Source organism: Microbacterium sp. Root166, from assembly GCF_001427145.1.
GTDB lineage: Bacteria > Actinomycetota > Actinomycetes > Actinomycetales > Microbacteriaceae > Microbacterium.
This window is the reverse complement of record NZ_LMGL01000003.1, coordinates 211,265-238,236: the sequence shown is the minus strand read 5'-3', so window position 1 is coordinate 238,236 and position 26,972 is coordinate 211,265. Positions and strand designations below refer to the sequence as shown.

The following is a 26,972-nucleotide window of genomic DNA, read 5'->3' as shown; positions in this document are numbered from 1 at the left end:
TCGCGGCCACCGCTCCCTGCAATGATGAGGGGATGATGGAACGGGAAGTGCTCGATGCGGGGCTCGGCGATTCGGACGACGACGACTTCGACCAGGACGAGCCTGTCGACGCGGAGCTGCCCGACCACCGCTACCTCGACCGCGAGCTGAGCTGGCTGGCGTTCAACCAGCGAGTGCTCGAACTCGCCGAGGACCCCGACCTTCCCGTCCTCGAACGCGCCAACTACCTCGCGATCTTCGCCAGCAACCTCGACGAGTTCTTCATGGTCCGCGTCGCCGGCCTCAAGCGCCGCATCGTGACCGGCCTGGCCGTGCCGACCAACATCGGCCGCGCCCCGGCCGAGGTGCTCGCCGACATCTCCACCGAAGCGCACCGCCTCCAGCTGCGGCACGCCGACGCCTGGACCACCCTCGTCCGGCCCGCGCTCGACGAGGCCGGTGTCAGTGTCGTCAGCTACGAGTCCCTCGACGCCGACGACCGTGAACGCCTCTACGAGTTCTTCCAGGCGCAGGTGTTCCCCGTGCTCATGCCGCTTGCGGTCGATCCGGCCCACCCGTTCCCGTACATCTCGGGTCTCTCCCTCAATCTCGCCATCCGCATCCGCAACGCCCGGACCGGGCGACAGGAGTTCGCGCGACTGAAGGTGCCGCCGATGCTCCCCCGGTTCGTCGACGTTCGCGGCAGCGAGGGCCGAGGCGTCCGCTACCTGCCGCTCGAGGACCTCATCTCCAACCACCTCGACGACCTCTTCCCGGGCATGGAGGTTCTCGACCACCACGCGTTCCGCCTCACGCGCAACGAGGACGTCGCCATCGAAGAGGACGAGAGCGAGAACCTCATCCAGGCGCTCGAGGCCGAGCTGCTGCGCCGCCGGTTCGGCCCGCCGATCCGTCTCGAGATCACCGACGACATGGACGACGTCACCCTCGATCTGCTGATCCGCGAGCTCGACATCACCGAGCAGGAGGTCTACCGCCTTCCGGGACACCTCGACCTCCGCGGTCTGTTCGGGCTGAAGATCGACCGCCCCGACCTGCGCTTCCCACCGCACGTGCCGACCACGGCGATGGCGTTCCAGCCGGGCGACAACAACGAGCGACCCGACATCTTCGCGTCGATCCGCAAGGGCGACGTGCTCGTGCACCACCCCTACGAGTCCTTCGCGACGAGCGTGCAGGCGTTCCTCGAGCAGGCGGCGAAGGATCCGCACGTCCTCGCCATCAAGCAGACGCTGTACCGCACCTCGGGCGACAGCCCGATCGTCGAGGCGCTCATCGACGCCGCCGAGGCCGGCAAGCAGGTGCTGGCGCTCGTCGAGATCAAGGCGCGGTTCGACGAGGCCAACAACATCCTGTGGGCCCGCAAGCTCGAGAAGGCCGGAGTGCACGTCGTCTACGGCCTCGTGGGCCTCAAGACGCACTGCAAGCTGGCGCTCGTGATCCGCGAGGAGGGCGGCGTCCTCCGCAGCTACAGCCACGTCGGCACCGGCAACTACAACCCCAAGACCAGTCGCATCTACGAGGACTTCGGCCTGTTCACCGCCGACGACCAGGTCGGCCGCGACCTCACTCGCCTCTTCAACGAGCTGAGCGGCTACGCGATCGAGAAGAAGTTCAAGCGTCTCCTGGTCGCCCCCCTGCACCTGCGCAAGGGGCTGCTCCGGCTCATCGACAAGGAGCGCCGCAACGCGATCGCCGGCAAGCCCGCGAGCGTGCGGATCAAGGTCAACTCGATGGTCGACGAGCAGATCATCGACGCGCTGTACCGGGCGAGCCAGGCCGGCGTGAAGGTCGAGGTCTCGGTGCGCGGCATCTGCGCGCTGAAGCCCGGCGTCCCCGGGATGAGCGAGAACATCACGGTCCGCAGCGTCCTGGGTCGCTACCTGGAGCACTCGCGGATCTTCGCCTTCCACAACGACGGCGACCCGCAGGTCTTCATCGGCAGCGCCGACATGATGCACCGCAACCTCGACCGCCGTGTCGAGGCGCTGGTGCGCGTGGTCGCGCCCAGCCATCTCAAGGAGCTCAGCGACTTCTTCGACCTCGCGATGAGCGACTCGACCTCGTCGTGGCACCTCGGACCCGACGGAGAGTGGACGCGACACAACCTGGCGGCGGACGGCACTCGCCTGGTCGATCTCCAGGACAAGACCATGATCAACGTGCAGCGCCGCCGGCGGGCACGGGCGGTGCGATGACCGAGACCGCCGTATACGCCGCCGGCGGGGTCGTCTGGCGCATCGTCGAGGACAAGCTGCGCGTGCTCGTCATCCACCGCACGCGCTATCGCGACCTGACGCTGCCCAAGGGCAAGGTCGATCCCGGCGAGATGCTCGCCGAGACCGCCGCCCGCGAGATCTTCGAGGAGACCGGCATCCGTGTGGCCCTGGGCGTGCCCGTGGGAGTCTCGCGCTACCGGCTGCCCAGCAAGCGGCAGAAGATCGTCCACTACTGGGCCGCCGAGGCCACCGAGGACGCGATCCGGGCGTCGGCCTTCGTGCCGAACAAGGAGATCGCGGCACTGGAGTGGGTCACGCCGAAGAAGGCGCTCGCCCGGCTGAGCTACCCGGTCGACGTCGAGATCCTCGAGACGTTCATGAAGCTGGTCGGCGAGGGAGTGCTCCGCACCTTCCCGATCATCGCGCTGCGGCACGCCAAAGCGCTCGACCGCGAGGACTGGAACGAGGAGGATGCCGCGCGCCCGCTCGCGTCGCGCGGCAAGAAGCAGGCGGCCTCGATCGTGGGGCCGCTGCAGGCCTTCGGCGCGCGCAAGATCATCTCCAGCCCGGCCGTCCGGTGCGTCAAGACGGTGGTGCCGCTGTCTGCGGCGCTGGGCCGGAAGATCACCACGACCGACCTGATCAGCCAGGACGCGTGGGAGGCCGGCGACTCCGACGCCCGCACCGTCGTCGGCCAGCGGGTGCGCGCACGCAAGCCGGCCGTGCTCTGCACGCACGGCCCGGTCCTGCCCGAGATCCTCACCGAGATCGCCCTCGCGACCGGCACCCTGCGCGGCTCGTACCTCGGCAGCGCCTCAGCCCTGGAACCGGCGGCTTTCTCGGTGGTGCACCTCTCTGTCGACAACCCCGGCTCGGGCATCGTCGCCATCGAGACCCACACGCCGAAGGTCTGACACGCCCCAGGTGAACGGCCCTGTCGCCCCGGACGCGATGGCGGGCCGCCGTTCACCTCCCGTTCACCACGACAGCGCAATCTGGTAAGAGTCCGAGCCTACGTTTCAGTGCGTGCCCTGCACCGGGCCATCACCCGAAGCCTCCCGAGGCCTCACTTCCCTGACACGTGAAGGATTCACACCGTGAAGATCTCCCGCATCGCCCAGGTGGGCGCTGTCGCCGCAGTCGCGGCCCTCGCCCTCGCCGGCTGCGCAGCAAACGAGACGCCCGCAGGCGGCTCCACCGGCGACGCCCCCGTCTCCGACCTCGCCGGCGAGCTCGCCGGTGGCGGCGCCTCGTCGCAGGAGGTCGCGGTCCAGGCCTGGACCGCCGGCTTCCAGACCGCCAACCCCGACGTCACCATCACCTACGACCCGGCCGGCTCCGGCGCTGGCCGCGAGTCGTTCCAGGCGGGCGCCTTCCCGTTCGCGGGCTCGGACCGTGCGTTCAAGATCGAGGAGATCGAGGCCGGTCCGTTCGACGGCTGCGTCGAAGGCACCGACATCCTCGAACTTCCCACCTACATCTCCCCCATCGCGGTGATCTTCAACATCGAGGGCGTGGACGAGCTCAACCTCGACGCCGCCACGATCGCCGGCCTGTTCTCGGGCGAGATCGCGAACTGGAACGACGCGGCGATCGCCGAGCTGAACCCCGACGCCACGCTCCCCGACCTGGCCGTGACGCCGGTGCACCGCGCCGACGACTCGGGCACGACCGAGAACTTCACCGACTACCTCTTCCAGGCTGCGCCCGACGCATGGACGGCCGAGCCCGACGGCGTCTGGCCGCTCACCACCGGTGAGGCCGCGCAGGGCACCTCCGGTGTCGTGTCGGCCGTCGCGGGCGGCGACGGAACGGTCGGCTACGCCGACGCGTCGCGTGCCGCCGAAGAGGGCCTGAGCACCGCAGCGATCAAGGTCGGCGACGAGTTCGTCACCTACTCGCCCGAGGCCGCCGCCGCGATCGTCGACGCCTCGCCGCTCGAGGAGGGTCGCGCTCCGACCGACCTCGCGATCGAGCTCGACCGCACCTCGGCCGAGGCCGGCGTGTACCCGATCGTCCTCGTCAGCTACATGATCGCCTGCCAGGAGTACGTCGACACGGCCAGTGCCGCGCTCGTCAAGGGCTTCCTGCAGTATGTCGCCAGCCCGGAAGGCCAGGAAGAGGCGGCAGCCGTCGCCGGCAACGCCCCGATCTCGGAGTCGCTGGCCGCTCAGATCAACACGGCGATCGACACGATCGTCACCGAGTAAGACACTGATACCCGGTCCGGCCCTGCGGCCGGACCGGGTATCCCCCTGAGAACTCCTCACCAGAACAGGACCCCATGACGACGACGACTGCGCCGGCTGTCGCTGCCAAACCCAGGCAGCGACCTGGCGATCGCTGGTTCTCGGGCACCGCGCTGTTCGCGGGGTCCATGATCCTCGTGACGCTCGCCGCCGTCGCGATCTTCCTCATCATCCAGTCGATCCCCGGCATGACGGCGACGAGCGACACCGCCTCGCTGCTGTCGGGCAACTTCTGGCAGTACGTGTGGCCGCTCGCGTTCGGCACGGTGTGGGCATCGTTCCTCGCCCTGCTGATGGCGGTTCCGCTTGCGGTCGCCGTAGCCCTCTTCATCTCGCACTACGCCCCGCGCCGGCTCGCGCAGGGCCTCGGCTACATCGTTGACCTCCTCGCCGCCGTCCCCTCCGTCGTCTTCGGCCTGTGGGGAATCAACGTGCTGGCACCCGCCGTGCAGCCGGTCTATGCCTGGCTCAACGAGAACATGGCCTGGTTCCCGCTCTTCGGCGGCACCGTCTCGGCGACCGGGCGCACCATCTTCACTGCAGCCATCGTGCTCGCCGTCATGGTGGTGCCGATCATCACTGCGATCTGCCGCGAGATCTTCCTCCAGACGCCGGTCCTGCACGAAGAGGCCGCTCTGGCCCTCGGCGCGACGCGCTGGGAGATGATCCGCATGGCCGTCTTCCCGTTCGGTCGCAGCGGCATCGTGTCCGCCTCGATGCTCGGCCTCGGACGCGCGCTGGGCGAGACGATGGCCGTCGCGATGGTCCTCTCCGCGACCGGCGTCATCACCTTCCAGCTGTTCACGTCGGAGAACCCGAGCACCATTCCGGCGAACATCGCCCTCACGTTCCCCGAGGCGTACGGCGTCAACATCAACGTCCTGATCGCGACCGGCCTCATCCTCTTCGTCGTCACCTTCGTGGTCAACGCGATCGCCCGCTGGATCGTCAGCCGCCGCAAGGAATTCTCGGGAGCCAACTGACATGACCCTCACCACCGCTCCCACGCAGACTCCTCCACCGCCCGTCGTCCGCGAGCACCTCCGCCTCACCAGCGGCCACCTGCCCGGCTGGGCACCCTGGGCGATCCTCGCCGCGAGCGGGGTCATCACCGCCCTGGTGTTCGGCGTGCTGGCCATCGCCGCCGGCTCCGAGTTCAGCATCGCCGGCTGGGCCGTCGTCACGGCCCTCGTCTACCTCGTCCTCATCACCGCGATCTCGAGTCTCGTCGAGGGCCGCCGCAAGGGCGTCGACCGGCTCGTCACGGGCGTGGTCGTCAGCGCGTTCGCTGTGGCCATGGTGCCGCTGGTGTCGGTCGCCTGGACCGTGCTCTCCAACGGCGTGGCAGCCCTGTCGGCCGAGTTCCTCTCGAGCTCGATGCGCAACGTCGTCGGCGAGGGCGGCGGCATCCTCCATGCCATCGTCGGCACGCTCCTCATCACTCTCGCCGCCGCCGTCATCTCCATTCCGATCGGCATCTTCACCGCGATCTACCTCGTGGAGTACGGCGCCGGCAAGCGACTGGCGAACGGCATCACGTTCCTCGTCGACGTCATGACCGGCATCCCTTCGATCGTCGCCGGTCTGTTCGCCTACGCCCTCTTCGCGCTGTTCTTCGGCCCCGGCATCCGCATGGGCATCATGGGATCGATCGCGCTGGCCGTGCTCATGATCCCGGTGGTCGTCCGCTCGAGCGAGGAGATGCTCCGGCTCGTGCCGAACGAGCTGCGCGAGGCCTCGTATGCGCTCGGCGTGCCCAAGTGGCTGACGATCTCGAAGGTCGTGCTGCCCACGTCGATCGCCGGCATCACGACCGGCGTCATGCTGTCGATCTCGCGCGTCATCGGCGAGACGGCACCGCTTCTGCTCACGGCAGGCGTGACGGCGTCGATGAACTACGACCTGTTCGAGGGACGCATGATGACGCTGCCGGTGTTCGCGTACTCGCAGTACATGAACCAGGGCATCCCGGCATCCGCCTACATCGACCGTGCCTGGGGCGCGGCGCTGGTCCTCATCCTGATCGTCATGCTGCTCAACCTGATCGCGCGCATCGTCGCGAAGGTCTTCTCCCCCAAGCTGGGCCGCTGAGCGGCACCCCCGACTCTCCCGAACCGAAATCAGAGGAATCGTGTCCAAGAGCATCGAAGTCAACGACCTGAACGTCTTCTACGGCGACTTCATGGCCGTCGAGGGCGTCTCGCTCAACATCGAGCCCCGCAGCGTGACCGCCTTCATCGGCCCGTCCGGCTGCGGCAAGTCGACGTTCCTGCGCACCCTGAACCGCATGCACGAGGTGATCCCCGGCGCCCGCGTCGAGGGCCAGGTCCTCCTCGACGGAGACGACCTGTACGCCGCGAACGTCGACCCCGTGCTGGTGCGCCGCCAGGTGGGCATGGTCTTCCAGCGCCCCAACCCGTTCCCGACGATGTCGATCAAGGAGAACGTGCTGGCGGGCGTGAAGCTCAACAACAAGCGCATCTCCAAGTCCGACGCCGACGACCTGGTCGAGAAGTCGCTCAAGGGCGCGAACCTCTGGAACGAGGTCAAGGATCGCCTCGACAAGCCCGGCTCGGGCCTGTCAGGCGGCCAGCAGCAGCGACTGTGCATCGCCCGCGCGATCGCCGTCTCGCCCGAGGTCATCCTGATGGACGAGCCCTGCTCCGCCCTGGACCCGATCTCGACATACGCGATCGAGGAGCTCATCGGCGAGCTGAAGAACGACTACACCGTCGTCATCGTGACGCACAACATGCAGCAGGCGTCGCGCGTGAGCGACCGCACCGCGTTCTTCAACATCGCCGGCACCGGCAAGCCCGGCAAGCTCATCGAGTACGACGACACCCGCTCGATCTTCACCACCCCGACCGTGCAGGCCACCGAGGACTACGTCTCGGGCCGCTTCGGCTGAGCCCGACTTCGCGGGCTGCCCGCCCGGATCAGGCGCGCGGGCTCAGCAGGTACTGGTTGAAGGATGCCGTCAGCTCGCGGTCGACCGCGAGCTCGGCGTCGTCGATGGCGGTGATCGGCGCGGCGAGGCGGACACTGGAGAGCAGCCATGCGGCATCCGCTTTCGCGAGCGCGCTGACGGGGACCGTCTCGTACGCGGTCTCGTGGCCCAGCTCCTGTAGGTGCTCGAAGAGGCTGAGCTGGGTGGTGCCGTGAAGGATGCCGCCGTTCGGCGCGGGCGTGACGAAGCTGCTGCCGATCCGCAGCACGAGCGACGCCGTGGGCGCCTCGAGCACGAAGCCGTCGGAGGACACGAAGATCGCGTCATCCGCGCCGCGGCGCTTGGCTTCGCGGATCGCGGCCATGTTCACCGCGTACGACAGCGTCTTGGCGCCGAGCAGCAGCCACGGAGCACGCGCCGGGGTGTCGATGCCGTAGCCGCGGTCGAGCGTCACCACTCGGATGCCGTGCTCGCGGACCGCGGAGTTGTCGGCCGCATCGGCGGCGGTGACCCAGGCCGTCGGCGTGGGGCCGTGCTCGACGCCGCGGCTGAGGATGAGCTTGATCACGCTCTCGCCGCGTTCGGCGCACTGCTCCGCGACGACCTCGACGGCCTGCCGCCACTGCTCGCGGTGCGGGACGGGAAGGTCGCACAGCTCGGCGGAGTGCGCGAGACGGTCCAGATGAGCAATGAGCTCCTGGGGATGGCGGTCGACGACTCCGATGGACTCGAAGATGCCGTCACCGCGCTGTGTGCTCAGCTCCCCCACGCTCAGCGCCGGAGCCGACGGGTCGATGACCCGGAACGTGGCTGCGAAGTCGGTGCGGGGATCGTCGGATGCCGCGGGGTCGATCACGAGCGCGAAACGCCAGGTCATGCGAACGAGCCTAGGCCGTCGGGAATGCCCCGGCGGCGCCCTCGGTTAGACTGTATCGGCCGGGCCGCAGTAACCCCGGGCTCCATCTTCTGCCGCCGCGAGCGGCTCCGCGCCGAGAGGCGTTCTGCGGCCCGGCACTCCCCTGACTTCAGGGCCGACGCCTCAGGTCAGTGCTTCACGGCGCCACAGGGCCGCACACGCGCTGAGGTCGGCGGCGTAGTCCGCGAGGCGAAGCGCACGCGTCGTGAACCCGGAGGCCCGCTCGGGCTCGGTCGCCTCGTAGTCATCGGCCAGGTGCGTCGCACCGGCGGCCTGCACCCGGCAGAACGAGGCGGCCCGGTCCAGCGCGACGGCGAAGTCGCCCTCGAACAGGCCGCGCAGGATCTGGTCGATGAGGGCCACGAGCTCATCGGGTCCTGCCGGCGTCGGTGCGCCCGCGATGACCTCGTCGGCCGACGACAGGTTGGTGCGGCCACGCTCGTACAGCAGCGCAGCGGTCTGCGCGTCGTCATGGATCATGAGCTGCAGCAGGTAGAGCCGCCACAGCGCGCCCGGCAGCGACTTCGCGGGTGACCGCGACCAGAGCTCGGCGATGTCGTCGATGCCGTTCTCGTCGGTGAAGGCCACCAGGCGGTCCACGACCTGACCGTCGGGGTCGGCTCGGACGCGGGCGAGCAGGGCATGCGCGGTCGAGTGCGCGACGCGGGAGACCTCGGCCGGGTCCTCGGCCGCGAACAGCCGGTCGAAGAGCTCGGAGGGCCGCCGGACGGGCTTGTGGTAGTCCCTGGACTGGTCGCTCACCCCCTCCACGCTACCGGCGTTCACGAGAGCGGCGGCGCGATTCCGCGCCGCCGCTTCCCAGGGAAGGCACATGGCCGGGCCGGCTCTTTCAGGCCTGGTTCATGCGGATGTGGTTGCCCGCGGGGTCTCGGAACGCACAGTCGCGGGGCCCCCACGCCTGCTCGATCGGCTCCTGCAGCACCTCGGCGCCGAAGGCGCGGAGCCGCTCGAAGGAGGCATCGATGTCAGTGGTGGTGAAGACGTAGGGGCCGGGGCCCGATCCCTTCACCACGAGCCGCTGCAGCGCGTCGGCGTCCTCGGGCGAACGACCGGCCGCCGGATCGGAGATGACGAGAGCGAGGCCGGGCTGGCCGGCGAGGCCGAAGCTGACCCAGCGGGTGCCTTCGTACGACACGTCGTTCACGATCTCCAGGCCCAGCCCGTCGCGGTAGAACGGGATCGCGGCCTCGACGTCGTCGACGGTGATCGGGCAGTAGGACAATGAGATGTCGGTCATGGGTGCCACGCTAGAGCAGGCTCGGTGGCGCGTGCTTCTCCGATCCTGCTCGCCCTGCGAGCACCGCCGCTCAGCCGAACCGAACCGGCCTGGTGAGGATCTTCGCCACGCACAGGGGCATCGCCTCGGCGGCATCGTGCGGCCGCGACCGGTAGGAACTCGGGGTCTCCCCCACGATCTCGGTGAAGGTGGAGCTGAACGAGCCCAGGGATGTCGCGCCGACGGCGGTGCAGGCATCCGTCACCGACGCCCCTGCCCGCAGCAGCGCCATCGCCCGCTCGATGCGCCGGGTCATCAGGTATGCGTAGGGGGTCTCGCCGTACGCGGTCTTGAACTCGCGTGAGAAGTGCGCCGGCGACATGAGAGCCTTAGCGGCCATCGTCGGCACGTCGAGGGGCTCCGCGTAGTCGCGGTCCATCAGGTCGCGCGCACGCCTCAAGTGCCTGAGCGTCTGCGTCGTCTGCGGGGCTGCGGCCACCTCACCACGATAGCGAGGCGGCAACCGCCGAGGGCGGCGTCAGGCCGTCGGGATCGCGACGATCGGATCAGACGACGGGGTGCCGTCCGGCGAACCGCCCTGCGGCTCGATCGTCACCGCGATCACGTCGCCGGGCTCCATCGTGCCGTCCAGCTGAGCGGTCGCGGCGGCCTCGTCGGCCGGATCGAACACCCCTGCCGAGATCGCTGCGCCGTCGCGGACGAACCAGAGCTCGAAGCTCTGATCCTCGGCGATCTCCGGCAGGCCATCGGAGACCAGCACGGCCTTTCCGACCGACTCCGACCAGTGCGCCGTGGCCGTTCCCCCATCGGTGATCTCGGCGGTCGCTGACTGCGCATCAGGGGCCGACTCGATCTCCTGGAGAGCGACGACGGCGGCCGGTCGGTTCAGGTACTCGTTGATCGCGACGGTGCCGTACCCCAGCGCAACGAGCAGGACCATGGATGCGGCGAGCGTGAGCAGCCCGCGCGTCCAGTTGCGCCGGGTGATGGCCTGGATGGTGGCCGTCGTCGGGGCAGGGTCGGTGGCGACATCGCGGACCGGCTCGTCCGCGGCGGGTGGAGCGGAGGCCGCCGGCGCAGCATCGGTCACAGCGGCTGTGTGGGCCGCCGCGGCCTCGGCCGCATCGGTGTCGGGCAGCTGGGGCATCACGGCGATCCGCGACAGCAGCGTGGAGCGAAGGGTGAGCGGCGGGGCGACCTCGGCGACGGCGTCGGCCAGCACCGCAGCGGCACGAGAGTCTGCGTCGACCCAGTGCTCCCACTCCGGGTGCGCGGCACGCGCAGCCTGGAAGAGCCGGCGATCCTCGGGCGACAGCGCGTTCAGCGCTTCGCCTGCGGCGAGTTCGGCGAACTCCTGTTCGTTCATCACGCGGTCACCCCCATCTCTGCTCTCAGGCGGGACAATCCGTCCCGCATCCTCGTCTTGATCGTCCCCAGCGGCGCGCCCACGAGCGCCGCGATCTCGCTCTGACTGTAACCGCCGTAATAGGCCAGGGTCAGCGCTTCCTTCTGCGCCTCGGGAAGGCTCGAGAGGGCTGCCGTGACCTTCTCACCCTCTATGCGCAGTTCCACCTGCTCCACGACAGAATCGTGGGCGACGTCCAGATCACGGAAGCCGGCCCGAACGTCGCGGTCGGTGCTGGCTTGGGACGAGCGCACTCGGTCGACGGCCCGCCGGTGTGCGATCGTGAGGATCCACGATCTCGCCTGTCCTCTGTTCGGAGCGAAGCGAGACGCGGATTGCCAGATCTCGAGGAAGACCTCCTGGAGCACTTCCTCGCTCTGCGAACGGTCGACGAGCACCCGCAGGACAAGACCGAAGACTCGGGGGGCGAGCATGTCGTAGAGGCGGGCGAATGCGGCCTGATCGCCGTTCGCAACCCGCTGCAGCAGCTCGCCGGCATGGTCGATGGGGATCGCGCCGTCCTCGGGCACGTCGATCCCGTCGATCACCATGTCCACCAGCATGCCTTACTCCCCTGCCCCCGCCGTACTTCCCCGCGCGCACATCGCGTGATCCCCTCTGCGGTTTGTTCGTGTCGGATGCCGCTTCGGATTGCCCGTCGAATCCATTCACGCGAATTCCAATCCATTCCCCCGGGACCTCCGAACATCCCGTTGTAGCCGCCACTGCGGCAACCACACAGAGGAGGAAGTCATGTCTCGCATCACCAAGAGGCGCGTCTCGGCGGGGCTGGCCCTGGCAGTCGCCGCAACGTTCGCGCTGTCGGCCTGTTCCATGGGCGGCTCCACCGCCGAGCCGTCGGAAGAGCCGTCGACCCCCGCGGTCGAGGAGACCGAGGAAGCCATGGAGATGGACCCCGCGGCCAACCTGGTCGGTCCGGGCTGCGCCGCCTATGCCGAAGCCGTTCCGGACGGCGGCGGATCCATCGAGGGGATGTCGGCCGACCCGGTCGCCGTCGCCGCGTCGAACAACCCGCTGCTGACGACCCTGGTCGCCGCGGTCAGCGGCCAGCTGAACCCCGAGGTCGACCTCGTCGACACGCTCAACGGCGACGAGTTCACTGTGTTCGCTCCCGTCGACGAGGCGTTCGCGATGATCGACCCCGCCACGATCGAGGCGCTCAAGACCGACACCGCCACGCTCAGCGCGATCCTGACCTATCACGTCGTTCCCGGGCAGGTCGCGCCCGACGACATCGCCGGCATGCACACGACCGTGCAGGGCAGCGACCTCGAGGTCACCGGCAGCGGCGACGCCTTGATGGTCAATGACGCCAACGTCATCTGCGGCGGCGTCCAGACGGCCAACGCGACCGTGTACCTGATCGACGCGGTCCTGATGCCTCCGGCACAGTGACCGACGGCCGGATCTGCCGGCCACCGGCCGGCACATCCGGCCAACGGGGAAAAAGGCGAGACCGCCGGCACCTGCGAGGTGGTGCCGGCGGTCTCGTCGTGTCGGGATGCTTGCACCGGAAGTCCCTCTCCGTCAAGGGGCATGGGTTCGAGGGGCGCAGCCCGTAACGTGTGCCTGTCCGGGCCCCGTGCCGGAGGGGTGCATCGCCCGGGCAGGAGGACCATGACTGACCTGCGCAGCGCCGGCGAGCTCTCGACCGGCGAGATTCTCGACGGTCGATACCGGCTGATCGAGCGCATCGGCGAAGGCGCCATGGCGCGCGTATACCGGGCTGAGGACGACGCTCTGCAGCGGACCGTGGCCGTGAAGGTGCTGCGGGGTCCCATGGACGGCGTCGGATCGGTCGAGCGGGCGCTCTCCGAGACGACCGTGCTCGCCTCGCTCAACCACCACGCCCTGGTGACGCTGTTCGACGCGCACATCTCGGGCGACGACTCGAGCTATCTCGTGATGGAGTACGTGGAGGGCATCACGCTGCGCGACCGCATCGCCCGGGGGGTGATCGGCCCCGAGGAGATGGCCTCGATCACCGTCGACATCGCCGAAGGATTGCACGTCGCCCACACCGCCGGCGTCGTGCACCGCGACATCAAGCCCTCCAACGTCCTGCTGTGGAGGTCTCCTCTGCCCGGGCGGGAGTGGCGCGCCAAGCTCGCGGACTTCGGCATCGCCTACCTGCTCGACTCGCCGCGGCTGACCACCCCGGGCCTCATGATCGGGACGGTCGCCTACATCGCGCCCGAGCAGGCCCGCGGCGAGGTCCCGGCGCCTCCGGCCGACATCTACGCGCTCGGCATCCTGCTCATCGAGGCGCTGACAGGCACCCGTCCGTTCGCCGAGGCCGAGGGGATCGGCGCCGTGATGGCCCGTCTCGCGGCTCCTCCCCCGATTCCGGACTCCCTTCATCCGGCATGGCAGGGTCTGCTGCGCGGCATGACCGCCACCCGCCCGGATGACCGTCCGACGGCGCTGGAGGTCGCTTTGACGGCATCGCGCCTTCTGACCGGCGAGGGATCGGTGCCGGTGAGCCTCGCCTCGGTCTCCGAATCGACTGTCGCGCTCGCGACCCCCACACGACCGACGATGCTGATCCCGGCCCCGGGAGCGCCCGACACAGCGGTGCAGGGTGAGGCTCCGAGGACCGACCACCCGCCGACCGCGGTCGCACCCGCGGTCCTCGATGCGCCGATCACCCGCCGCAGCCAGGCGGCCGAAAGATCGCGCCCGCGGAGGGGACGCCTCGCCGCGGTCGTCTGGGTGATCGCCGCCCTCGCGGTGACCGGCATCCTGGTCGCCGCGATCTGGTCGGCCTCCCTCGCAGCTGTCCCGAGTCCGGACGAGACGACTCCCGTCGTCGTGGAGCCTTCCATCGCCCCGAGCCTCACTCCGACCGAGCCCGCGCCCGTTCCGGTGCAGGACGAAGGCGGCAACGGGAACGGGAGCGAGAACAGCGGACCGGGCAACAACAACGGCGGCGACAACAGCGGACCCGGCAACAACAACGGAAACGGGAACGGGAACGGCAACGGCAACGGCGGAAACGGGAACAGCAACGGCGGAAACGGGAACAGCAACGGCGGCTGAGCCGGGTCCTTACGCCAAGTAGGCTGGAACCCGAGGGCCTCTAGCTCAGTCGGTAGAGCATCGGACTTTTAATCCGCGGGTCGTGGGTTCGAGCCCCACGGGGCCCACTCTCACAACTCCGAGCACGCAGGTGCCGTTCGTCGGCTTCCGCTGTCACCGGCGTCGTCAGTCGTAGCTGCCCGGCGACAGTGGCAGACGCTTCGTGCCGAGGCATCCCATCACCCAGCGGTCGAGCCGCTCGTAGGCGAGATCACGCGCGTCGGCGCGCGACAGGAACACGTCGTGCAGCGCGCCCGGGATGCGCTCGACCGTCACGGATACACCGAGCTTCAGCGACGCCCGGGCGATGTCGTCGACCACGAGCACGCTGTCGGCGCGGGTGAGCTCATCGGACCACCTCGTGGGCACCGCCGACTTCGCCGAGAGCAGCGTGCACACGGGCGCGTCGATCCCCAGGCCGAGCGCCACCCGCGCGTGGCCGGCGAGGATGGCGTTGAGCCACGCGGTATGGGCGGTCCAGGACTGTTCGGGCCGCCACTCCGGCCGCACATCCAGGTCTGCGCCGCGGGCCTCACGCTGCGCGCGCGTGTAGAAGCCGAGGTCCACCTGAGGCAGGGTCTCGAGCGGACTCAGCCGCGCCTGCAGGCCCACCATGGGCGCCACGGCGACGCGCGTCAGCGCGCTCAGCTGGAACTCCAGCCACGGGCTGTTCAGGATGACGGCATCCGCCTCTCCCTGGTGGCGTCCGGCCCACAGGCTGAGGACGAGCCCTCCCGTCGAATGGCCGACGAGCACCAGGCGACGCTCGTGCTCCGTTCCGTCCAGCGGCCGCCCCATCGCCGCGAGCGCGGCGGCGATGTCGTCGTCGTAGGAGTCGAGGTCGGTGATGTACCCGGGCGTCTGCCCCGGACGAAGACTGCGGCCGTACTTGCGAAGGTCCAGCGCGTAGAAGTCCGCGCCGCGGTCGGTCCAGTACTTGGCCAGGCTGCGCTGGAAGAAGTAGTCCGACCAGCCGTGCACATACAGCACGTCGAGGTCCTCGAGGGCGGGCCGCGGCACGCGCCACCACTCATGTCGAGCGAGCGAACGCACGAGCGTCGCGACGACGGGACCCTCGTCGTCGTCATCCAGCGGAAGCGTCAGCTGCTCGAACGGCTCGCCCAGCACGTCCGGCTGCCACTGCGAGGACTGCGTCACGCGGCCAGCCTAGCGACGGGGCGATCGAGGGTGCTCCGGGCTACTGCGCCTTGCCGCCGACTTCGGCCGCGATGTCCGGAACGTAGCTGAACTGCTCGACCGGCGGTCGCTCGTACGCATTCGAATCCGGCCTGTCGGGAATGGAGACCTTCTCGGGCTCGAGCCGCCGGTACGGGATGCTGCTCAGCAGGTGGCTGATCACGTTCAGGCGGGCGCTCCGCTTGTCATCGCTCTCGACGGTCCACCACGGAGAATCCGCCGTGTCCGTCGCTGCGAACATGGCGTCCTTCGCGCGCGAGTAATCCTCCCAGCGAATGATCGACTCGAGGTCGGTCGGCGAGAGCTTCCACCGGCGCATCGGATCCGCCAGGCGGGATGCGAAACGGACCTGCTGCTCCTCGTCGGAAACCGAGAACCAGTACTTGAGCAGAATGATCCCGTCCTCCATCAGGAGCCGCTCCACGACCGGCGCCTGGCGGATGAACAGCTCGTACTGCTCGGGGGAGCAGTAGCCCATCACACGCTCGACCCCGGCCCGGTTGTACCAGGACCGGTCCATCAGGACGATCTCTCCCCGAGTGGGCAGTCGTTCGATGTAGCGCTGGAAGTACCACTGGCCGCGCTCCTTCTTCGACGGCTTCGGCAGGGCCACCACACGCGCGAATCGGGGGTTGAGGTACTGCATGACGCGTTTGATCGCACCGCCCTTTCCGGCGGCGTCGCGGCCCTCGAAGATCACGAGGACGCGCGCACCCTCTGCAGCGACCCACTGCTGCATCTCCACGAGTTCGATCTGCAGACGCTCCAGCTCGGCCTCATACGGACCCTTGGGAATCCGCTTGACGGACGACTTCGTCGCCTTCTTCTTCTTCGACATCGGCTCCCCCTGTTGCGACGCTGTCATCAGCGCCGGCTCCGGCCGAAGCGTATCGAGTCCGCGACCATGCGGACAGGGACTTGCGCAATCCCCTCCCTCGGCGCGTCGCCCACTGCCAGGATTGCCACGTGCAACCGCCCCACGAACGCCCCGACCTCTCACGTCTCTATCCCCTGATCATCGGCGCCGCAGCCGCCATCGTCGCGATCATCGTGCTCTGGGTGGTCACCTCCGTGAGGCGCGACCAGCCGTTCCCCGTGGACGTGTGGTGGCACGACCTGATGGTGGAGAACCGGACGGATGCCGGACTGGTGCTGGCGTGGATCCCCGGCCATCTGGGCGGCCCGGTCCTCGCGGCCACGACGGGAGCGGTCATCGTCGGGACCCTCCTGATCCTCCGGTGGTGGTGGGCCGCGATCACCGTGACGGCGGCGCTGGTGCTGTGCATCGCCATCGCCGCTCCGCTCGCCAGGATCGTGGCCAGGATCCGGCCGGAGGACTCGCTGGCGGAAGTGGTGCACACGTCCTACCCGTCCGGCCACGTCGCATTCGCCGCGGCGATGATGACGGTCCTGGCTCTGCTGTTCCGACACTGGATCTGGTGGGTGATCGGCGCGGTGTGGGTCATCTGGATGGCGTGGAGCCGTACGTATCTCGCGGCGCACTGGCTGACCGACGTCATCGGCGGCATCTTCCTGGGCGTGGCGGTGGGGATCCTCGCCTGGGCGAGCGTCGAGACCATTCGCCGACGACGCGTGCGCTCTGCCGACGAGAGCCGCACGCTCGCGCCCTGATACCTCCCGCTCGCCAATCCGAAGCCGCCGCCGTCGCGAACAACACTGCGACGCCGGGAACGCCCCTGCGCGGGAAGGCCCGATCATGGCGACCAGCCGCAGAGATCGTCTGAGGTTCCTCTCGCTCGCGGCGCTCGCGGGGGTGGTGAGCGCCGCGGTCTTCCTCGCTGTCGCGGAGCTCGTGGCACTCGTCGTCGCGCGCGAGAGCAGTCCGATCCTCGCGATCGGCTCGTTCATCATCGACATCGTGCCGCAGCCGTTCAAAGAATTCGCGATCGCCACATTCGGCGAGTACGACAAGATCGCTCTTCTCGTCGGCCTCGGTCTGGCGGTCGTCGTCGCCGCCGCGATCACCGGCATCGCGCAGTTCATCAGACCCCCGCTCGGTGTGGTCCTTCTCGTGGTGGCCGGCGGGCTCTCGGTCGCCGCGATCGTGACGCGGGCCGGAGCGACTCCCCTCGCCTCGCTCCCCCCGATCGCGGGGACGCTGGGCGGCTGCGTCCTCCTCACCTACCTCGTCGCCCGACTCCGCCGCTGGGCGAGCGTGTCTCCGGACGCGGCAGCCGGCGACCGGGGAGCCTCCGGCCTGGACCGGCGGTCGTTCTTCCGGGTCACGGCGATCGCCGCGGCATCCGCCGTCGTCGTCGGGATCGGCGCCCGACTGGTCAACGCCACGACATCGTCGATCGCGGGCGTGCGCAAGGCGCTCAACCTGCCCGCTCCCCGGTCGACGGTCGTCGTGCCGGAAGGCGCGGAACTCGACATCGACGGGCTCTCGCCGCTGTTCACGCCGAACGCCGACTTCTACCGCGTGGATACGGCGCTCACGGTGCCGTCGATCGATCCGGAGACCTGGCGGCTCGTCGTGGACGGGATGGTGGACGAGCGCGTCGAGCTGACCTTCGACGAACTGGTGGGGATGGGCCTCGACGAGTACTCGATCACCCTCACCTGTGTGTCCAACGAGGTCGGCGGAAACCTGCTCGGCAACGCCAAGTGGCTGGGCGTGCCGGTGCGCGACGTGCTGAAGCTGGCCGGTGTGCGATCCGGAGCGGACATGGTGCTCTCGCGCAGCGTCGACGGCTTCACCGCGAGCACTCCCATCACCTCGCTCACCGACGACGGAATCGACGCGATCCTCGCCGTCGCGATGAACGGCGAACCGCTGCCGCTCGAGCACGGCTTCCCCGTGCGCATGGTCGTCCCCGGCCTCTACGGCTACGTCTCTGCGACGAAGTGGCTCACGGAGCTCAAGGTCACGACCTTTGCGGACGACGAGGCCTATTGGACCCCCCGCGGCTACAGTGCACAGGCGCCGATCAAGTTCTCGTCGCGCCTGGACACACCCCGTACGGGCACCGCCGTCGCTGCCGGCCGTGTCCCGATCGCCGGAGTGGCGTGGGCGCAGACCGTCGGCATCGAGCGCGTGGAGGTCAGTATCGACGACGGCGAGTGGCAGGCGGCCACGCTCTCGTCACCGGTGAACGACGACACGTGGGTGCAGTGGTTCGTGGACTGGGATGCCGCGCCCGGCAGCCACTTCATCACGGTGCGGGCCGTCAACCGGAACGGCGACCTTCAGATCCAGGAGCGCGCGCCGATCGCACCCGACGGCTCATCCGGCTGGCAGCGCACCCTCGTCCAGGTCAAGTGAGCGGGCTCGCGCTCCCTCATCCCAGCGCGGTGCGCGCGGTACGTCGCGCATGGGCGCTGAGGTCCGCACCCCGCCGCTCCAGGAATTGCGCCAGCCGTTCGGGGTCGACCCTCCCGACCTCGCGCAGCGCGACGCCCACGTTGGTCTGCACGACGTGCTCGGGATCGGCGGCGAGGATCTCGCAGAGCGCCAGCGGGTCGTCGAGGTCGCGGGCGCGGATGATCCAGAACGCCGCGGTGACGGCCATGCGCCGGTGCCAGAGGTCGTCCGAGCGGGCCAGGTCGAACAGGGCGTCGCGCGGCTTGTCGAGCAGATACCACCCGAGCACCCGCGGAGCGGCACGGTCAATGTAGTCCCACGTGTCGATGCGGTCGATCCGCCGCATCCACAGCGTGTACAGCGCTTCGCGGTCCGCCCCCGGCCTGCGCGCCTGGAAGTCGAGGATCGACACCGCGACCATCCGCAGCTCGTAGGTGTCGGACCGGAGGAGCTCATCGACGTCGGGCAGCGGCATCCGCTCGTTCGCCTTCGCGATCTCGAAGACGGTGCCCATGCGCACGCCGATCACCTCGGTCCCGTCCGTCACGCGTCTGCGGATCTTGGCGCGTTCGTCGACGGATGCCGCAGCCTCCAGCGCGCTGCGCACGCCAGCGGCGGTCGGCTCAGGCATGACCGATCCGGCGAGCCATCTCGAGCTCGCGGCCGTTCTGGCCGTCGATCGTGCCGCCGGTGGGAGTGAACCCCAGCCGGGCGTAGGCCGCCTGGGCGCGGGCGTTGTCCTGGTGCACGTCCAGCACGAGGTCGGTGCATCCGTGATCGAGCGCCCATTGCGAGGCGGCCTCGAACAGATCGTCCAGGACCTCGCGGCCACGATGGGCCGGGCTCACATACACCGCCACCGCGAGCGCCGTGCCCTCGGGGCGGAGCCTGCCGAAGTAGTCCGGCGCATCCGGCTCGGGGATGAGGATCGTCACCGTCCCGACCCAGGCGGATCCGGTCTCAGCGACGAACTGCGCGACCGATCCCGACAGCGCCGCCCCGACCGCGCGCTCGTCCCAGAAGGACCGCGGACGAGCCAGGGCGTCGGCCCGCGACTCGAGGAAGGCGATGCCGGCCGCGGGATCGTCGAGCGCCTCGAGCCGGAGCGCTCGGACGCGTTCGCCGTCGGTGGCGAGCACCCGGCGGATGTGGACCTCAGACACCGGTCCGGGTGAGTTCTGCTCCAGCGTGGGCCAGCTCGGCGAGTGCGGCGTCGCTGGACTCGGCCGCGACACCGGCCACCAGGTCGGTGAGGATGCGCACGTGACGACCGTGCTCGATGGCGTCGAGCGCCGAGGCCCGCACGCAGTAGTCCGTCGCGATGCCTGCCACGTCGACGTCGACGACGCCGTGCTCCTCGAGGAGATGCGCGACCGTCGCTCCGTCGTCCGTCGTGCCCTCGAACAGCGAGTAGGCGGGCTTGCCCTGCCCCTTCTTGACGTGATGGGTGACCGTCGAGGTGTCGAGGCCGGGATCGTACTCGGCGCCTTCCGTGCCGGCCACGCAGTGGACGGGCCACGTCCCGACGAAGTCGGGCTCCGGGTGGAAGTGGCCCCCGTTGTCGCCTTCGGCGTCGTGCCAGTCGCGCGAGGCCACGATCAGGGCGTACTCCCCCGCATGATCGGCGAGGTACCGGGTGATGCGCTCGGCCACGGCGTCGCCGCCGTCGACGCCGAGCGCGCCGCCCTCCGTGAAGTCGTTCTGAACGTCGACCAGAAACAGTGCCTTGCTCATGATCCGAGCGTACGCCGGTACTCCTCGCGGGTCAGCGGGTGAGCGTCCTCCGAGACGAGCTCGGCGGAGGAATCCGGCATCCGCTCCTCCTTCTCGATCCCGTCTCGCCAGAGCTTCGACGGCCACCAGATCGCCCGGCCGATGTCGTACGACAGGGCGGGGACGAGCAGGGAGCGGACCACGAAGGTGTCCAGCAGCACGCCGAAGGCGACGATGAACGCGATCTGCGCGAGGAACAGGATCGGAATGACGCCCAGAGCCGCGAAGGTCGCCGCGAGCACCAGTCCGGCGGAGGTGATGACGCCGCCGGTGGCGACGAGACCCCTCAGGATGCCGCGGCGGGTGCCGTGCACGAGCGACTCCTCGCGCACCCGCGACATCAGGAAGATGTTGTAGTCCACACCGAGGGCGACGAGGAACACGAATCCGTACAGCGGCACGGCCGGGTCTGCTCCGGGGAAGCCGAACACGTTGTTGAACACGAGCGCGCTCACGCCGAGAGCCGTCGCGAACGACAGGATCACGGTCGCGATCAGGATGACGGGGGCGAGGATCGAGCGCAGCAGGAGCATCAGGATCAGCAGGATGACCACGAGGATCACCGGGATGATCACCGTGCGGTCGCGGATCGAGGTGTCGTTCGAGTCGATGTCGGTCGCCGTCTCGCCGCCGACGATCGCCGTGCCGGCGCCCAGGGCGCTGTCGAGATCCGCGCGCAGCTCGCGCACCGTCTGCTCGGCCGCGGCGGAGTCGGCCGTATCGGTGAGCGTGCCGATGACCAGCACGTCGCCCTCCGACGTGGTCGGCTCCGGCGCCGGCGTGCCCGGCGGGCCGACGGCCGTGAAGACGGCCTCCCCGTCCTCGAGCTCGACGGCCGCCTGACCGGTCGGCGAATCCTCGCTGGCGACCGACACCGAGTCGATTCCCTCGGACACGTCGAGCACCTCGACGGTGGCGGCGAGCTCGTCCTCGGGCACGATGACGTAGACGGGGCTTCCGGAGCCGGCCGGGAAGTGCTCGGCGAGCTGGTCCTGTCCGTCGCGGGCTTCGGAGGTACCGAGCACGAGGTCGCTGGAGGGCACGCCGTCCGCCTGCAGCTGGGTGATGCCGACCGCCCCCGCGAGCAGCACGATGGTGCAGACCACCCACACCGACCGCGCGTGGCGCGCCACGAACCTCGCCTGACGCGGCCAGAGGCCCTTCACCGGCTGGGTCAGGTCATCGGGGATGGTCGCGAGCGGCTTCTTCGGGATGAAGGGCCAGAACGCCGTGCGACCGAAGAGAGCGAGCAGCGCGGGGAGGAAGGTCAGCGCTGCGAGCACCGAGAACGCGATGCCGATCGAGGCGATGGGGCCGAGGGCGCGGTTGGTCGCGAGATCGGAGAGCAGCAGGCAGAGCAGCCCGGCGATGACCGTCCCACCCGAAGCGATGATCGGCTCGAAGGACCCACGCCACGCCCGGGTCGTGGCCTCCCATCGCTCCGCACCGTCGGCGATCGCCTCGCGGAACCGCGCCACGTAGAGCAGGGCGTAGTCGGTCGCGGCTCCGATCACCAGGATGAACAGGATGCCCTGCACCTGGCCGTTGAGGACCACGATCCCGGCCTTGGCAAGCCACCAGACGGTCAGGAGCGCCACGCACAGCGCGAACACCGAGGTCATCAGCACCAGCACCGGCAGCAGCGGAGACCGGTAGACGATCACGAGGATCACGAACACGGCGATGAGCGCGACCGCGAGCAGGAGACCGTCGATGCCCAGGAACCCCTCGACGAGGTCGGCGGTGAAGCCCGCCGGGCCCGTGACCCAGCCCTCCATCTCGTCGGGAAGATCCTCGTCGACCATCGTGCGGATCTCCCCGACCACCTCGCCGACCTCGCCGGACGCGTCGATCGGCACGAAGATCTGCGCGGCCTCGCCGTCGTCCGAGACGATCGGCGGCGACACGCCATCGAGCACGCCGTCGATGCCGGCGATGTCGTCGGCGAGCGCCTGGACGTCCGCCAGCTGGTCCTCGGTGAGCTCACCTTCTCCGGTCACGAGGACGACGGCGGGGATGCTGTCGTCACCGAGGAACTCCGGAAGCCGCTCGTTGACCTGGGTCGCGTCCGCGCTCTCCGGCAGGAACGACGAACGGTCGTTCGTCGACACTTCGTCGACCTTGCCGAAGTACGGCCCGCCGGCGGAGCCCACAGCGAGCCACACCAGGACGAGGAGAGCCGGGATGCCGATCCTCAGCCATCGGGCGGGCTGACGGTTCGCGTGGCGAGGAGTGGTCATTTCGCTAGTTTATCTAGCGAAATGGTTCAGCGCGACCATCTCCCTATAGTGGGTCCGATGCTTCCCGCCGCCGTGGCGCTCGTCGGCGCCCTGATCTACGGGGCCGCCGACTTCTTCGGCGGGCTTGCCGCACGTCGGCTGCGCGCGGTCGTGGTCACCGTCGTCTCCGCGCTCTCCGGGATGATGTTCCTGCTGCTTGCGGGGCTCTTCGCCGGCGGCTCGTGGAGCGAGGGCGACCTGGCGTGGGGAGTGCTGGCCGGGCTCATCGGTGCGGCAGCGGTGGCACTGCTGTACGCGTGCCTCGCGCTCGGCCCGATGAGCATCCTCTCGCCCTTGACGGCCGTCGTCGCAGCGGTCGCGCCGATGCTGTGGGGACTGCTCGTCTACGGCGAGCAGCTCACCGCCGTCGGCTACGCCGGACTGGGCGTGGCGGTGGTGGCGGTCGTCCTGGTGGGCTTCGTCCCCGGCGAGAAGGTGGTGCGTCCGAGCGTCCGCGGAATCGTGATGGCGATCGGCGCCGGCCTCGCGATCGGCGGCTTCCTCATCGTGATCGACCAGACCTCCTCGGGGAGCGGCCTGCTGCCGCTTGTCGCCAGTCGCGCGACGACGGCGGTCGCGACGGCGGTGGTCGTCGCGGGGATCGCGATCGTCGCTGCGCGGGGACGCCGGCCCGCGGCATCCGTGTTCTTCGCCCCCGCGTCCCCCGCACCGGAGGCGACGCCCGCGCCGTCGCCCAGGCATGCATGGTGGCTCGCGATCACCTGCGGGGCCCTAGACGCCGCGGCGAACGCCCTCGCGCTCGTGGCCCTGCGGCTGGGCGAGCTGTCGATCGTGTCCGCCCTGACGGCCCTCTACCCGGCGGGCACCATCCTGCTCGCGGCCGTCGTGCTGCGCGAGCGCGTCGCACTGGTCCAGTGGGTCGGGCTCGCGCTCGCGCTGACGGCGGGCGCACTGCTCGCCTTCAACTGACGCCGCGGCCGGCCCGGATCACCCTCGGGCGAAGAGGAGCACCCACGACAGGATGAGTGAGACCAGGCCGAGGGCGAGAAGGCCGACCGCCAGCAGCGCCACCGCCCGCACACCCGGGGAACCCTGCGACAGCCGCATGCGTCCTCGGCCGCCGCGGCGGTAGAAGATGTCGGCCATGTCCTTGCCCGCCAGTGCTCGCTCCTGGTCGTGGCTGAGGTGCGCCTCGTTGACGTTCCCGTCCTCGTCGAACCACCGCACGAGCCGGCCGTGCTCGATGGTCTCGAGGACGCCGCGGGTCGGCACCCAGGTGCCGTCGAAGAGGTACATCAGGAGCGCGATGCCCGCCAGCAGCGCTCCGAGACCGAAGCCGACCCAGGCGAAGATCTCGACGAGGGCGTCGATCGCAGAATCCATCTGGGTCCTCATCCTGGGCGGGATACACAGGAGGCCCGCCAGAAGCGGGCCTCTCCGGTGGAGCCACCTAAGGGAATCGAACCCTTGACCTATTCATTACGAGTGAATCGCTCTGCCGACTGAGCTAAGGTGGCGCGCTTCGCTGGAAGCGATGCACGATCAACGATCTTACAGTGTCGCCGGGGCACCCGCGAACCGGTCTGATCGCCGCCGGCACGTCACTCGCAGCGCAGCCCGTCCTGCGGCACGGTGCCGTCGAGCAGGTAGGCCTCGACGGCCTGGTCGACGCACGCGTTCCCCTTGTTGTAGCCGGTGTGCCCCTCGCCCACGCGCGTCACGAGCACGCCGGACGCCAGCTGCTCGGCCAGCGACACCGACCACTCGTAGGGCGTCGCAGGATCGTTCGTCGATCCGACGACGACGATGGGCGCGGCGCCCTCGGCCGTAATGGGCTCGCGGACCCCCGTGGGGGCATAGGGCCAGTCGGCGCACGGGCTCGGACCCCACCAGTATGGTGCGACCGTGGGCGCCTCGGCGGCCAGCAGCGCCTCCGCGGCGTCCAGCTGCTCCTGGGTGGGTGCCTCGGACGGATAGTCCATGCAGTTGTAGGTGCGGAAGGCCTCGGTCTGGTTGTCGAGATACACGCCGCCCTCGCGGCTGTAGTAGAAGTCGGCCAGGAGGAACGCCGTATCGGCGCCGCCCTGGAGAGCCTCCTCGAGCGCGAGCGAGAGGTAGGACCAGCTGTCCTCGGAGTACAGCGCGGCCACGATCGCCGTCATGAGCGAGTCGGCGCCGAGCCGGCGGCCGTCCGCCGCCGGGAGAGGACTGCGGTCGACCGACTCGAGGAGCGTGCTGAGGTCGGCCATGGCGTCATCGACCGATCCGCGGAACGGGCACTCGCTGCCGGCGAGACAGTCGGCCATGTACGCGCGCAGGGCGGACTCGAACCCGAGCCCCTGGGTCACGTTGACGTCGAGGTCGGAGACGGCCGGGTCGATGGCACCGTCGAGGACGAGCCGCCCGACGCGCTCGGGGTAGAGCTTGGCGTACGTCGCTCCGAGGAACGTGCCATAGGAGTAGCCGAGGAAGTTCAGCTCACGATCACCCAGGACCGCGCGGAGCAGATCCATGTCGCGCGCGGCGTTCTCGGTCGTGATGAACGGGAGGATGCCGTCGCTGTTGTCGTCGCACGCCTCGGAGAATGCACGGTGGCGCTCGAGGAGCTCGTCGTTCCAGGCATCCGACCCCCGCTCGTTCTCGGGCACGTCGAACAGGTACGCATCCATGTCGTCGGCGTCGTAGCAGCGCACCGCGGTGGACTCGCCCACTCCGCGAGGGTCGAAGCCGATGACGTCGTACTGCTCGCGCAGCGGCTCGCCCACGGCATAGGTCAGCGACTCGCGGATGAGGCTCACCCCGCTGGCGCCCGGGCCGCCGGGGTTGGTCAGCAGCGAGCCGATGGCCGTGCCGCCGGTCGCGCGGCTGCGGATGACGGACAGGTCGATGTCGCCGGCGCCGGGGTCGTCCCAGTCGAGCGGCGCCGTCACCGTCGTGCAGTCGAATCCCGTCTCGCACGCCTCCCATGCGAGGGTCTGGCCGTAGAACGGGAGCAGCTCGGCGGAGACGCCCTCCGTATCCGGCACGGCGCTCTCGGTCGACCGCGGCGCATCCTCGGGGATCATCGAGTAGAGGCAGCCGCTCAGGGTGACCGCGGCCACCACGAGCCCGGCGAGCACTGCGGCGGTGCGCCGGCCACGACGAAGAGGAGCGTTCACGGAGTCCTTCCGCTCGCGACGGTCACGAGCATGCTCTCGAGGGCGAGGGTGGGGGCGGCGTTGAGCTCGACGTTCTCGCGCGTCAGCCCGATCCGGTCCACCACGACGAGGGTGCGCTCGGCCGGCCAGGCGGCGGCGAGCGCACGCAGGTCGGGCTCGAGCTCGCGGTTGATGAGGTCGTCGCCGCGGCCGAACTGGATCATCAGCACGTCGCGGAACATCGACTCGAGATCGGTGAGGACCCGGTCGATGCCGTCGCGGAGGCTGCGGGTCGCGCGCCGCTTCTGGTCGTCCTCGAGCGCCGAGAGCTGCGACCGGACCGCCGGCGGGACGGCAGCGCCCTCGGCGATGCCCATCGTGCGCAGCAGCGAGGCCCGCTCGGCTTCGTCCCGCTCGGCGGTGAGCGCCTTGGCGTCTTCGGTGGCGGCCTGCACGATGCGTCCGGCGACCTCGACGGCGTCGCCGACGCCCCGCACGCGCAGGACGGCGCGGAGGGTGTCGTCCCGCCGGGCGCGGGCCGCGGCATCCGTCGCCAATCGCTGCGCCATGCCGATGTGCCGCTGGGCGTGCCGCGCGGACTGCTCGGCGGTGGTCGAGTCGACTCCGGTGCGTTCGACGATCAGCCGCGCGACATCCTCGACGTCGGGCTCGCTCAGTCGGAGCGTGCGCACGCGCGAGCGGATGGTGGGGAGCAGGTCGGCGTCGCTCGGCGCGCACAGGATCCACACGGTGCGCTCGGGCGGCTCTTCGAGCGCCTTGAGCAGCACGTTGGAGGTGCGCTCGGCCATGCGGTCGGCGTCCTCCATGACGATGACGCGGTACCGCCCAAGGGATGGCGAGAAGTACGAGCGCTCCACGAGGGCACGCGCGTCCTTGATCGAGATGATGACGCCCTCGGTGCGCAGCGCGGTGAGGTCGGGGTGCGTGCCCGCGAGCACCTGGCGCATCGCCCGCTCGTCACCGGGCTCGGCGATCAGTGCGGCGGCGAACGCGTAGGCCAGCGTGGAGCGGCCCGATCCGGGCGGGCCGGTGATCAGCCAGGCATGCGTCATGGCCGCGGGATCGGATGCCGCGTCCTGCAGCGCCGTGACCGCGGCGCGCTGGCCCCAGACGGCGCCCCACGGCACGGCGTCGAGCGCAGCCGTTCCTTGCGCGGGGGCCATGGCGTCCATCCCGCCCAGCC

General features: G+C 69.7%; 26 protein-coding genes and 2 tRNA genes. 12 read left to right on the top strand and 16 right to left on the bottom strand.

The window, feature by feature from the left end; all coding sequences use genetic code 11:
• Positions 1–32: 32 nt before the first annotated feature.
• The 6 genes from ASD56_RS12840 to pstB all read left to right on the top strand — a co-directional run bounded on the left by ASD56_RS12840 (position 33) and on the right by pstB (position 7,379).
• A complete protein-coding gene (locus ASD56_RS12840) occupies positions 33–2,198 on the top strand; it encodes an RNA degradosome polyphosphate kinase (RefSeq protein ID WP_055966334.1) in 2,166 nt (721 codons plus the stop codon).
• Positions 2,195–3,133 carry an NUDIX hydrolase gene (locus ASD56_RS12835; RefSeq protein ID WP_055966331.1) on the top strand — a complete coding sequence of 313 codons (939 nt, stop codon included), beginning with the start codon at positions 2,195–2,197 and terminating at the stop codon, positions 3,131–3,133. Before ASD56_RS12840 ends, ASD56_RS12835 begins: the two co-directional genes overlap by 4 nt.
• Positions 3,134–3,316: 183 nt before the next feature.
• Positions 3,317–4,429, top strand: coding sequence for a phosphate ABC transporter substrate-binding protein PstS (pstS, locus tag ASD56_RS12830; RefSeq protein ID WP_055966327.1), 1,113 nt, complete (start codon positions 3,317–3,319; stop codon positions 4,427–4,429).
• Between the two features lie 74 nt (positions 4,430–4,503).
• On the top strand, positions 4,504–5,451 hold the full coding sequence (gene pstC / locus ASD56_RS12825) for a phosphate ABC transporter permease subunit PstC (protein WP_055966324.1): 948 nt from the start codon (positions 4,504–4,506) through the stop codon (positions 5,449–5,451).
• 1 nt (position 5,452) lies between these two features.
• A complete protein-coding gene (gene pstA / locus ASD56_RS12820) occupies positions 5,453–6,559 on the top strand; it encodes a phosphate ABC transporter permease PstA (RefSeq protein ID WP_055966322.1) in 1,107 nt (368 codons plus the stop codon).
• 40 nt (positions 6,560–6,599) lie between these two features.
• Positions 6,600–7,379, top strand: coding sequence for a phosphate ABC transporter ATP-binding protein PstB (gene pstB / locus ASD56_RS12815; protein ID WP_055966319.1), 780 nt, complete (start codon positions 6,600–6,602; stop codon positions 7,377–7,379).
• A gap of 28 nt (positions 7,380–7,407) precedes the next feature.
• Here the strand turns inward: pstB and ASD56_RS12810 are convergent, their stop codons facing one another.
• The 6 genes from ASD56_RS12810 to sigK all read right to left on the bottom strand — a co-directional run bounded on the left by ASD56_RS12810 (position 7,408) and on the right by sigK (position 11,560).
• On the bottom strand, positions 7,408–8,295 hold the full coding sequence (locus tag ASD56_RS12810) for an aminodeoxychorismate lyase (protein ID WP_055966316.1): 888 nt from the start codon (positions 8,293–8,295) through the stop codon (positions 7,408–7,410).
• 162 nt (positions 8,296–8,457) lie between these two features.
• Positions 8,458–9,096 (bottom strand): hypothetical protein, encoded by a 639-nt coding sequence (locus ASD56_RS12805; RefSeq protein WP_055966313.1) that lies wholly within the window; start codon positions 9,094–9,096, stop codon positions 8,458–8,460.
• Positions 9,097–9,184: 88 nt separating this feature from the next.
• Positions 9,185–9,592 (bottom strand): VOC family protein, encoded by a 408-nt coding sequence (locus tag ASD56_RS12800; RefSeq protein ID WP_055966310.1) that lies wholly within the window; start codon positions 9,590–9,592, stop codon positions 9,185–9,187.
• A gap of 70 nt (positions 9,593–9,662) precedes the next feature.
• The gene (locus ASD56_RS12795) at positions 9,663–10,010 is read right to left on the bottom strand and encodes a helix-turn-helix transcriptional regulator (protein ID WP_055967179.1); all 348 of its coding nucleotides are present in this window, start codon (positions 10,008–10,010) and stop codon (positions 9,663–9,665) included.
• Positions 10,011–10,109: 99 nt separating this feature from the next.
• Complete coding sequence (locus ASD56_RS12790; protein WP_055967177.1) at positions 10,110–10,958, bottom strand: anti-sigma factor; 849 nt, start codon at positions 10,956–10,958, stop codon at positions 10,110–10,112.
• Positions 10,958–11,560: an ECF RNA polymerase sigma factor SigK gene (sigK, locus tag ASD56_RS12785; protein ID WP_200947524.1), complete on the bottom strand. Its 603-nt coding sequence runs from the start codon at positions 11,558–11,560 to the stop codon at positions 10,958–10,960. The genes ASD56_RS12790 and sigK overlap by 1 nt, the downstream gene beginning before the upstream one ends.
• Before the next feature lie 190 nt (positions 11,561–11,750).
• Between sigK and ASD56_RS12780 the strand changes: the two genes are divergently transcribed.
• The 3 genes from ASD56_RS12780 to ASD56_RS12770 all read left to right on the top strand — a co-directional run bounded on the left by ASD56_RS12780 (position 11,751) and on the right by ASD56_RS12770 (position 14,164).
• Positions 11,751–12,413, top strand: coding sequence for a fasciclin domain-containing protein (locus tag ASD56_RS12780; protein ID WP_055966309.1), 663 nt, complete (start codon positions 11,751–11,753; stop codon positions 12,411–12,413).
• Positions 12,414–12,635: 222 nt separating this feature from the next.
• Positions 12,636–14,057: a serine/threonine-protein kinase gene (locus tag ASD56_RS12775; protein ID WP_055966308.1), complete on the top strand. Its 1,422-nt coding sequence runs from the start codon at positions 12,636–12,638 to the stop codon at positions 14,055–14,057.
• A 34-nt stretch (positions 14,058–14,091) separates the two neighbouring features.
• Positions 14,092–14,164: transfer RNA gene (locus ASD56_RS12770), tRNA-Lys, on the top strand.
• Between the two features lie 58 nt (positions 14,165–14,222).
• Here the strand turns inward: ASD56_RS12770 and ASD56_RS12765 are convergent.
• On the bottom strand, positions 14,223–15,254 hold the full coding sequence (locus ASD56_RS12765; RefSeq protein ID WP_055966305.1) for an alpha/beta hydrolase: 1,032 nt from the start codon (positions 15,252–15,254) through the stop codon (positions 14,223–14,225).
• 40 nt (positions 15,255–15,294) lie between these two features.
• Complete coding sequence (ppk2, locus tag ASD56_RS12760; protein ID WP_055966302.1) at positions 15,295–16,131, bottom strand: polyphosphate kinase 2; 837 nt, start codon at positions 16,129–16,131, stop codon at positions 15,295–15,297.
• A 128-nt stretch (positions 16,132–16,259) separates the two neighbouring features.
• On the opposite strand from ppk2, the gene ASD56_RS12755 reads away from it, so the two are divergent.
• Together ASD56_RS12755 and ASD56_RS12750 are read left to right on the top strand one after the other, a co-directional pair.
• On the top strand, positions 16,260–16,925 hold the full coding sequence (locus ASD56_RS12755; RefSeq protein ID WP_055966299.1) for a phosphatase PAP2 family protein: 666 nt from the start codon (positions 16,260–16,262) through the stop codon (positions 16,923–16,925).
• Between the two features lie 85 nt (positions 16,926–17,010).
• Positions 17,011–18,579 carry a molybdopterin-dependent oxidoreductase gene (locus ASD56_RS12750; protein ID WP_055966295.1) on the top strand — a complete coding sequence of 523 codons (1,569 nt, stop codon included), beginning with the start codon at positions 17,011–17,013 and terminating at the stop codon, positions 18,577–18,579.
• Positions 18,580–18,595: 16 nt separating this feature from the next.
• Here ASD56_RS12750 and ASD56_RS12745 read toward each other — a convergent pair whose 3' ends face one another.
• From ASD56_RS12745 to ASD56_RS12730, 4 genes are read right to left on the bottom strand one after another with little or no spacing between them, the layout of a single operon-like run.
• Positions 18,596–19,249, bottom strand: a complete 654-nt coding sequence (locus ASD56_RS12745; protein WP_055966293.1) for a DNA alkylation repair protein — start codon at positions 19,247–19,249, stop codon at positions 18,596–18,598.
• A complete protein-coding gene (locus ASD56_RS12740; protein ID WP_055966290.1) occupies positions 19,242–19,781 on the bottom strand; it encodes a GNAT family N-acetyltransferase in 540 nt (179 codons plus the stop codon). Before ASD56_RS12740 ends, ASD56_RS12745 begins: the two co-directional genes overlap by 8 nt.
• The gene (locus ASD56_RS12735; protein WP_055966287.1) at positions 19,774–20,352 is read right to left on the bottom strand and encodes an isochorismatase family protein; all 579 of its coding nucleotides are present in this window, start codon (positions 20,350–20,352) and stop codon (positions 19,774–19,776) included. The genes ASD56_RS12740 and ASD56_RS12735 overlap by 8 nt, the downstream gene beginning before the upstream one ends.
• Positions 20,349–22,631 (bottom strand): MMPL family transporter, encoded by a 2,283-nt coding sequence (locus ASD56_RS12730; protein WP_055966284.1) that lies wholly within the window; start codon positions 22,629–22,631, stop codon positions 20,349–20,351. Before ASD56_RS12730 ends, ASD56_RS12735 begins: the two co-directional genes overlap by 4 nt.
• Before the next feature lie 57 nt (positions 22,632–22,688).
• Between ASD56_RS12730 and ASD56_RS12725 the strand changes: the two genes are divergently transcribed.
• The gene (locus ASD56_RS12725; RefSeq protein WP_055966282.1) at positions 22,689–23,600 is read left to right on the top strand and encodes an EamA family transporter; all 912 of its coding nucleotides are present in this window, start codon (positions 22,689–22,691) and stop codon (positions 23,598–23,600) included.
• A gap of 18 nt (positions 23,601–23,618) precedes the next feature.
• On the opposite strand, the gene ASD56_RS12720 is transcribed toward ASD56_RS12725, so the two are convergent.
• From ASD56_RS12720 to ASD56_RS12705, 4 genes are all read right to left on the bottom strand, one after another.
• The gene (locus ASD56_RS12720; RefSeq protein WP_055966279.1) at positions 23,619–24,014 is read right to left on the bottom strand and encodes a hypothetical protein; all 396 of its coding nucleotides are present in this window, start codon (positions 24,012–24,014) and stop codon (positions 23,619–23,621) included.
• 58 nt (positions 24,015–24,072) lie between these two features.
• A tRNA-Thr gene (locus ASD56_RS12715) sits at positions 24,073–24,148 on the bottom strand.
• A gap of 84 nt (positions 24,149–24,232) precedes the next feature.
• On the bottom strand, positions 24,233–25,789 hold the full coding sequence (locus ASD56_RS12710) for an alpha/beta hydrolase (protein ID WP_055966277.1): 1,557 nt from the start codon (positions 25,787–25,789) through the stop codon (positions 24,233–24,235).
• The gene (locus ASD56_RS12705) at positions 25,786–26,961 is read right to left on the bottom strand and encodes a DNA polymerase III subunit delta' (protein WP_055966273.1); all 1,176 of its coding nucleotides are present in this window, start codon (positions 26,959–26,961) and stop codon (positions 25,786–25,788) included. Before ASD56_RS12705 ends, ASD56_RS12710 begins: the two co-directional genes overlap by 4 nt.
• Positions 26,962–26,972 lie beyond the last annotated feature (11 nt).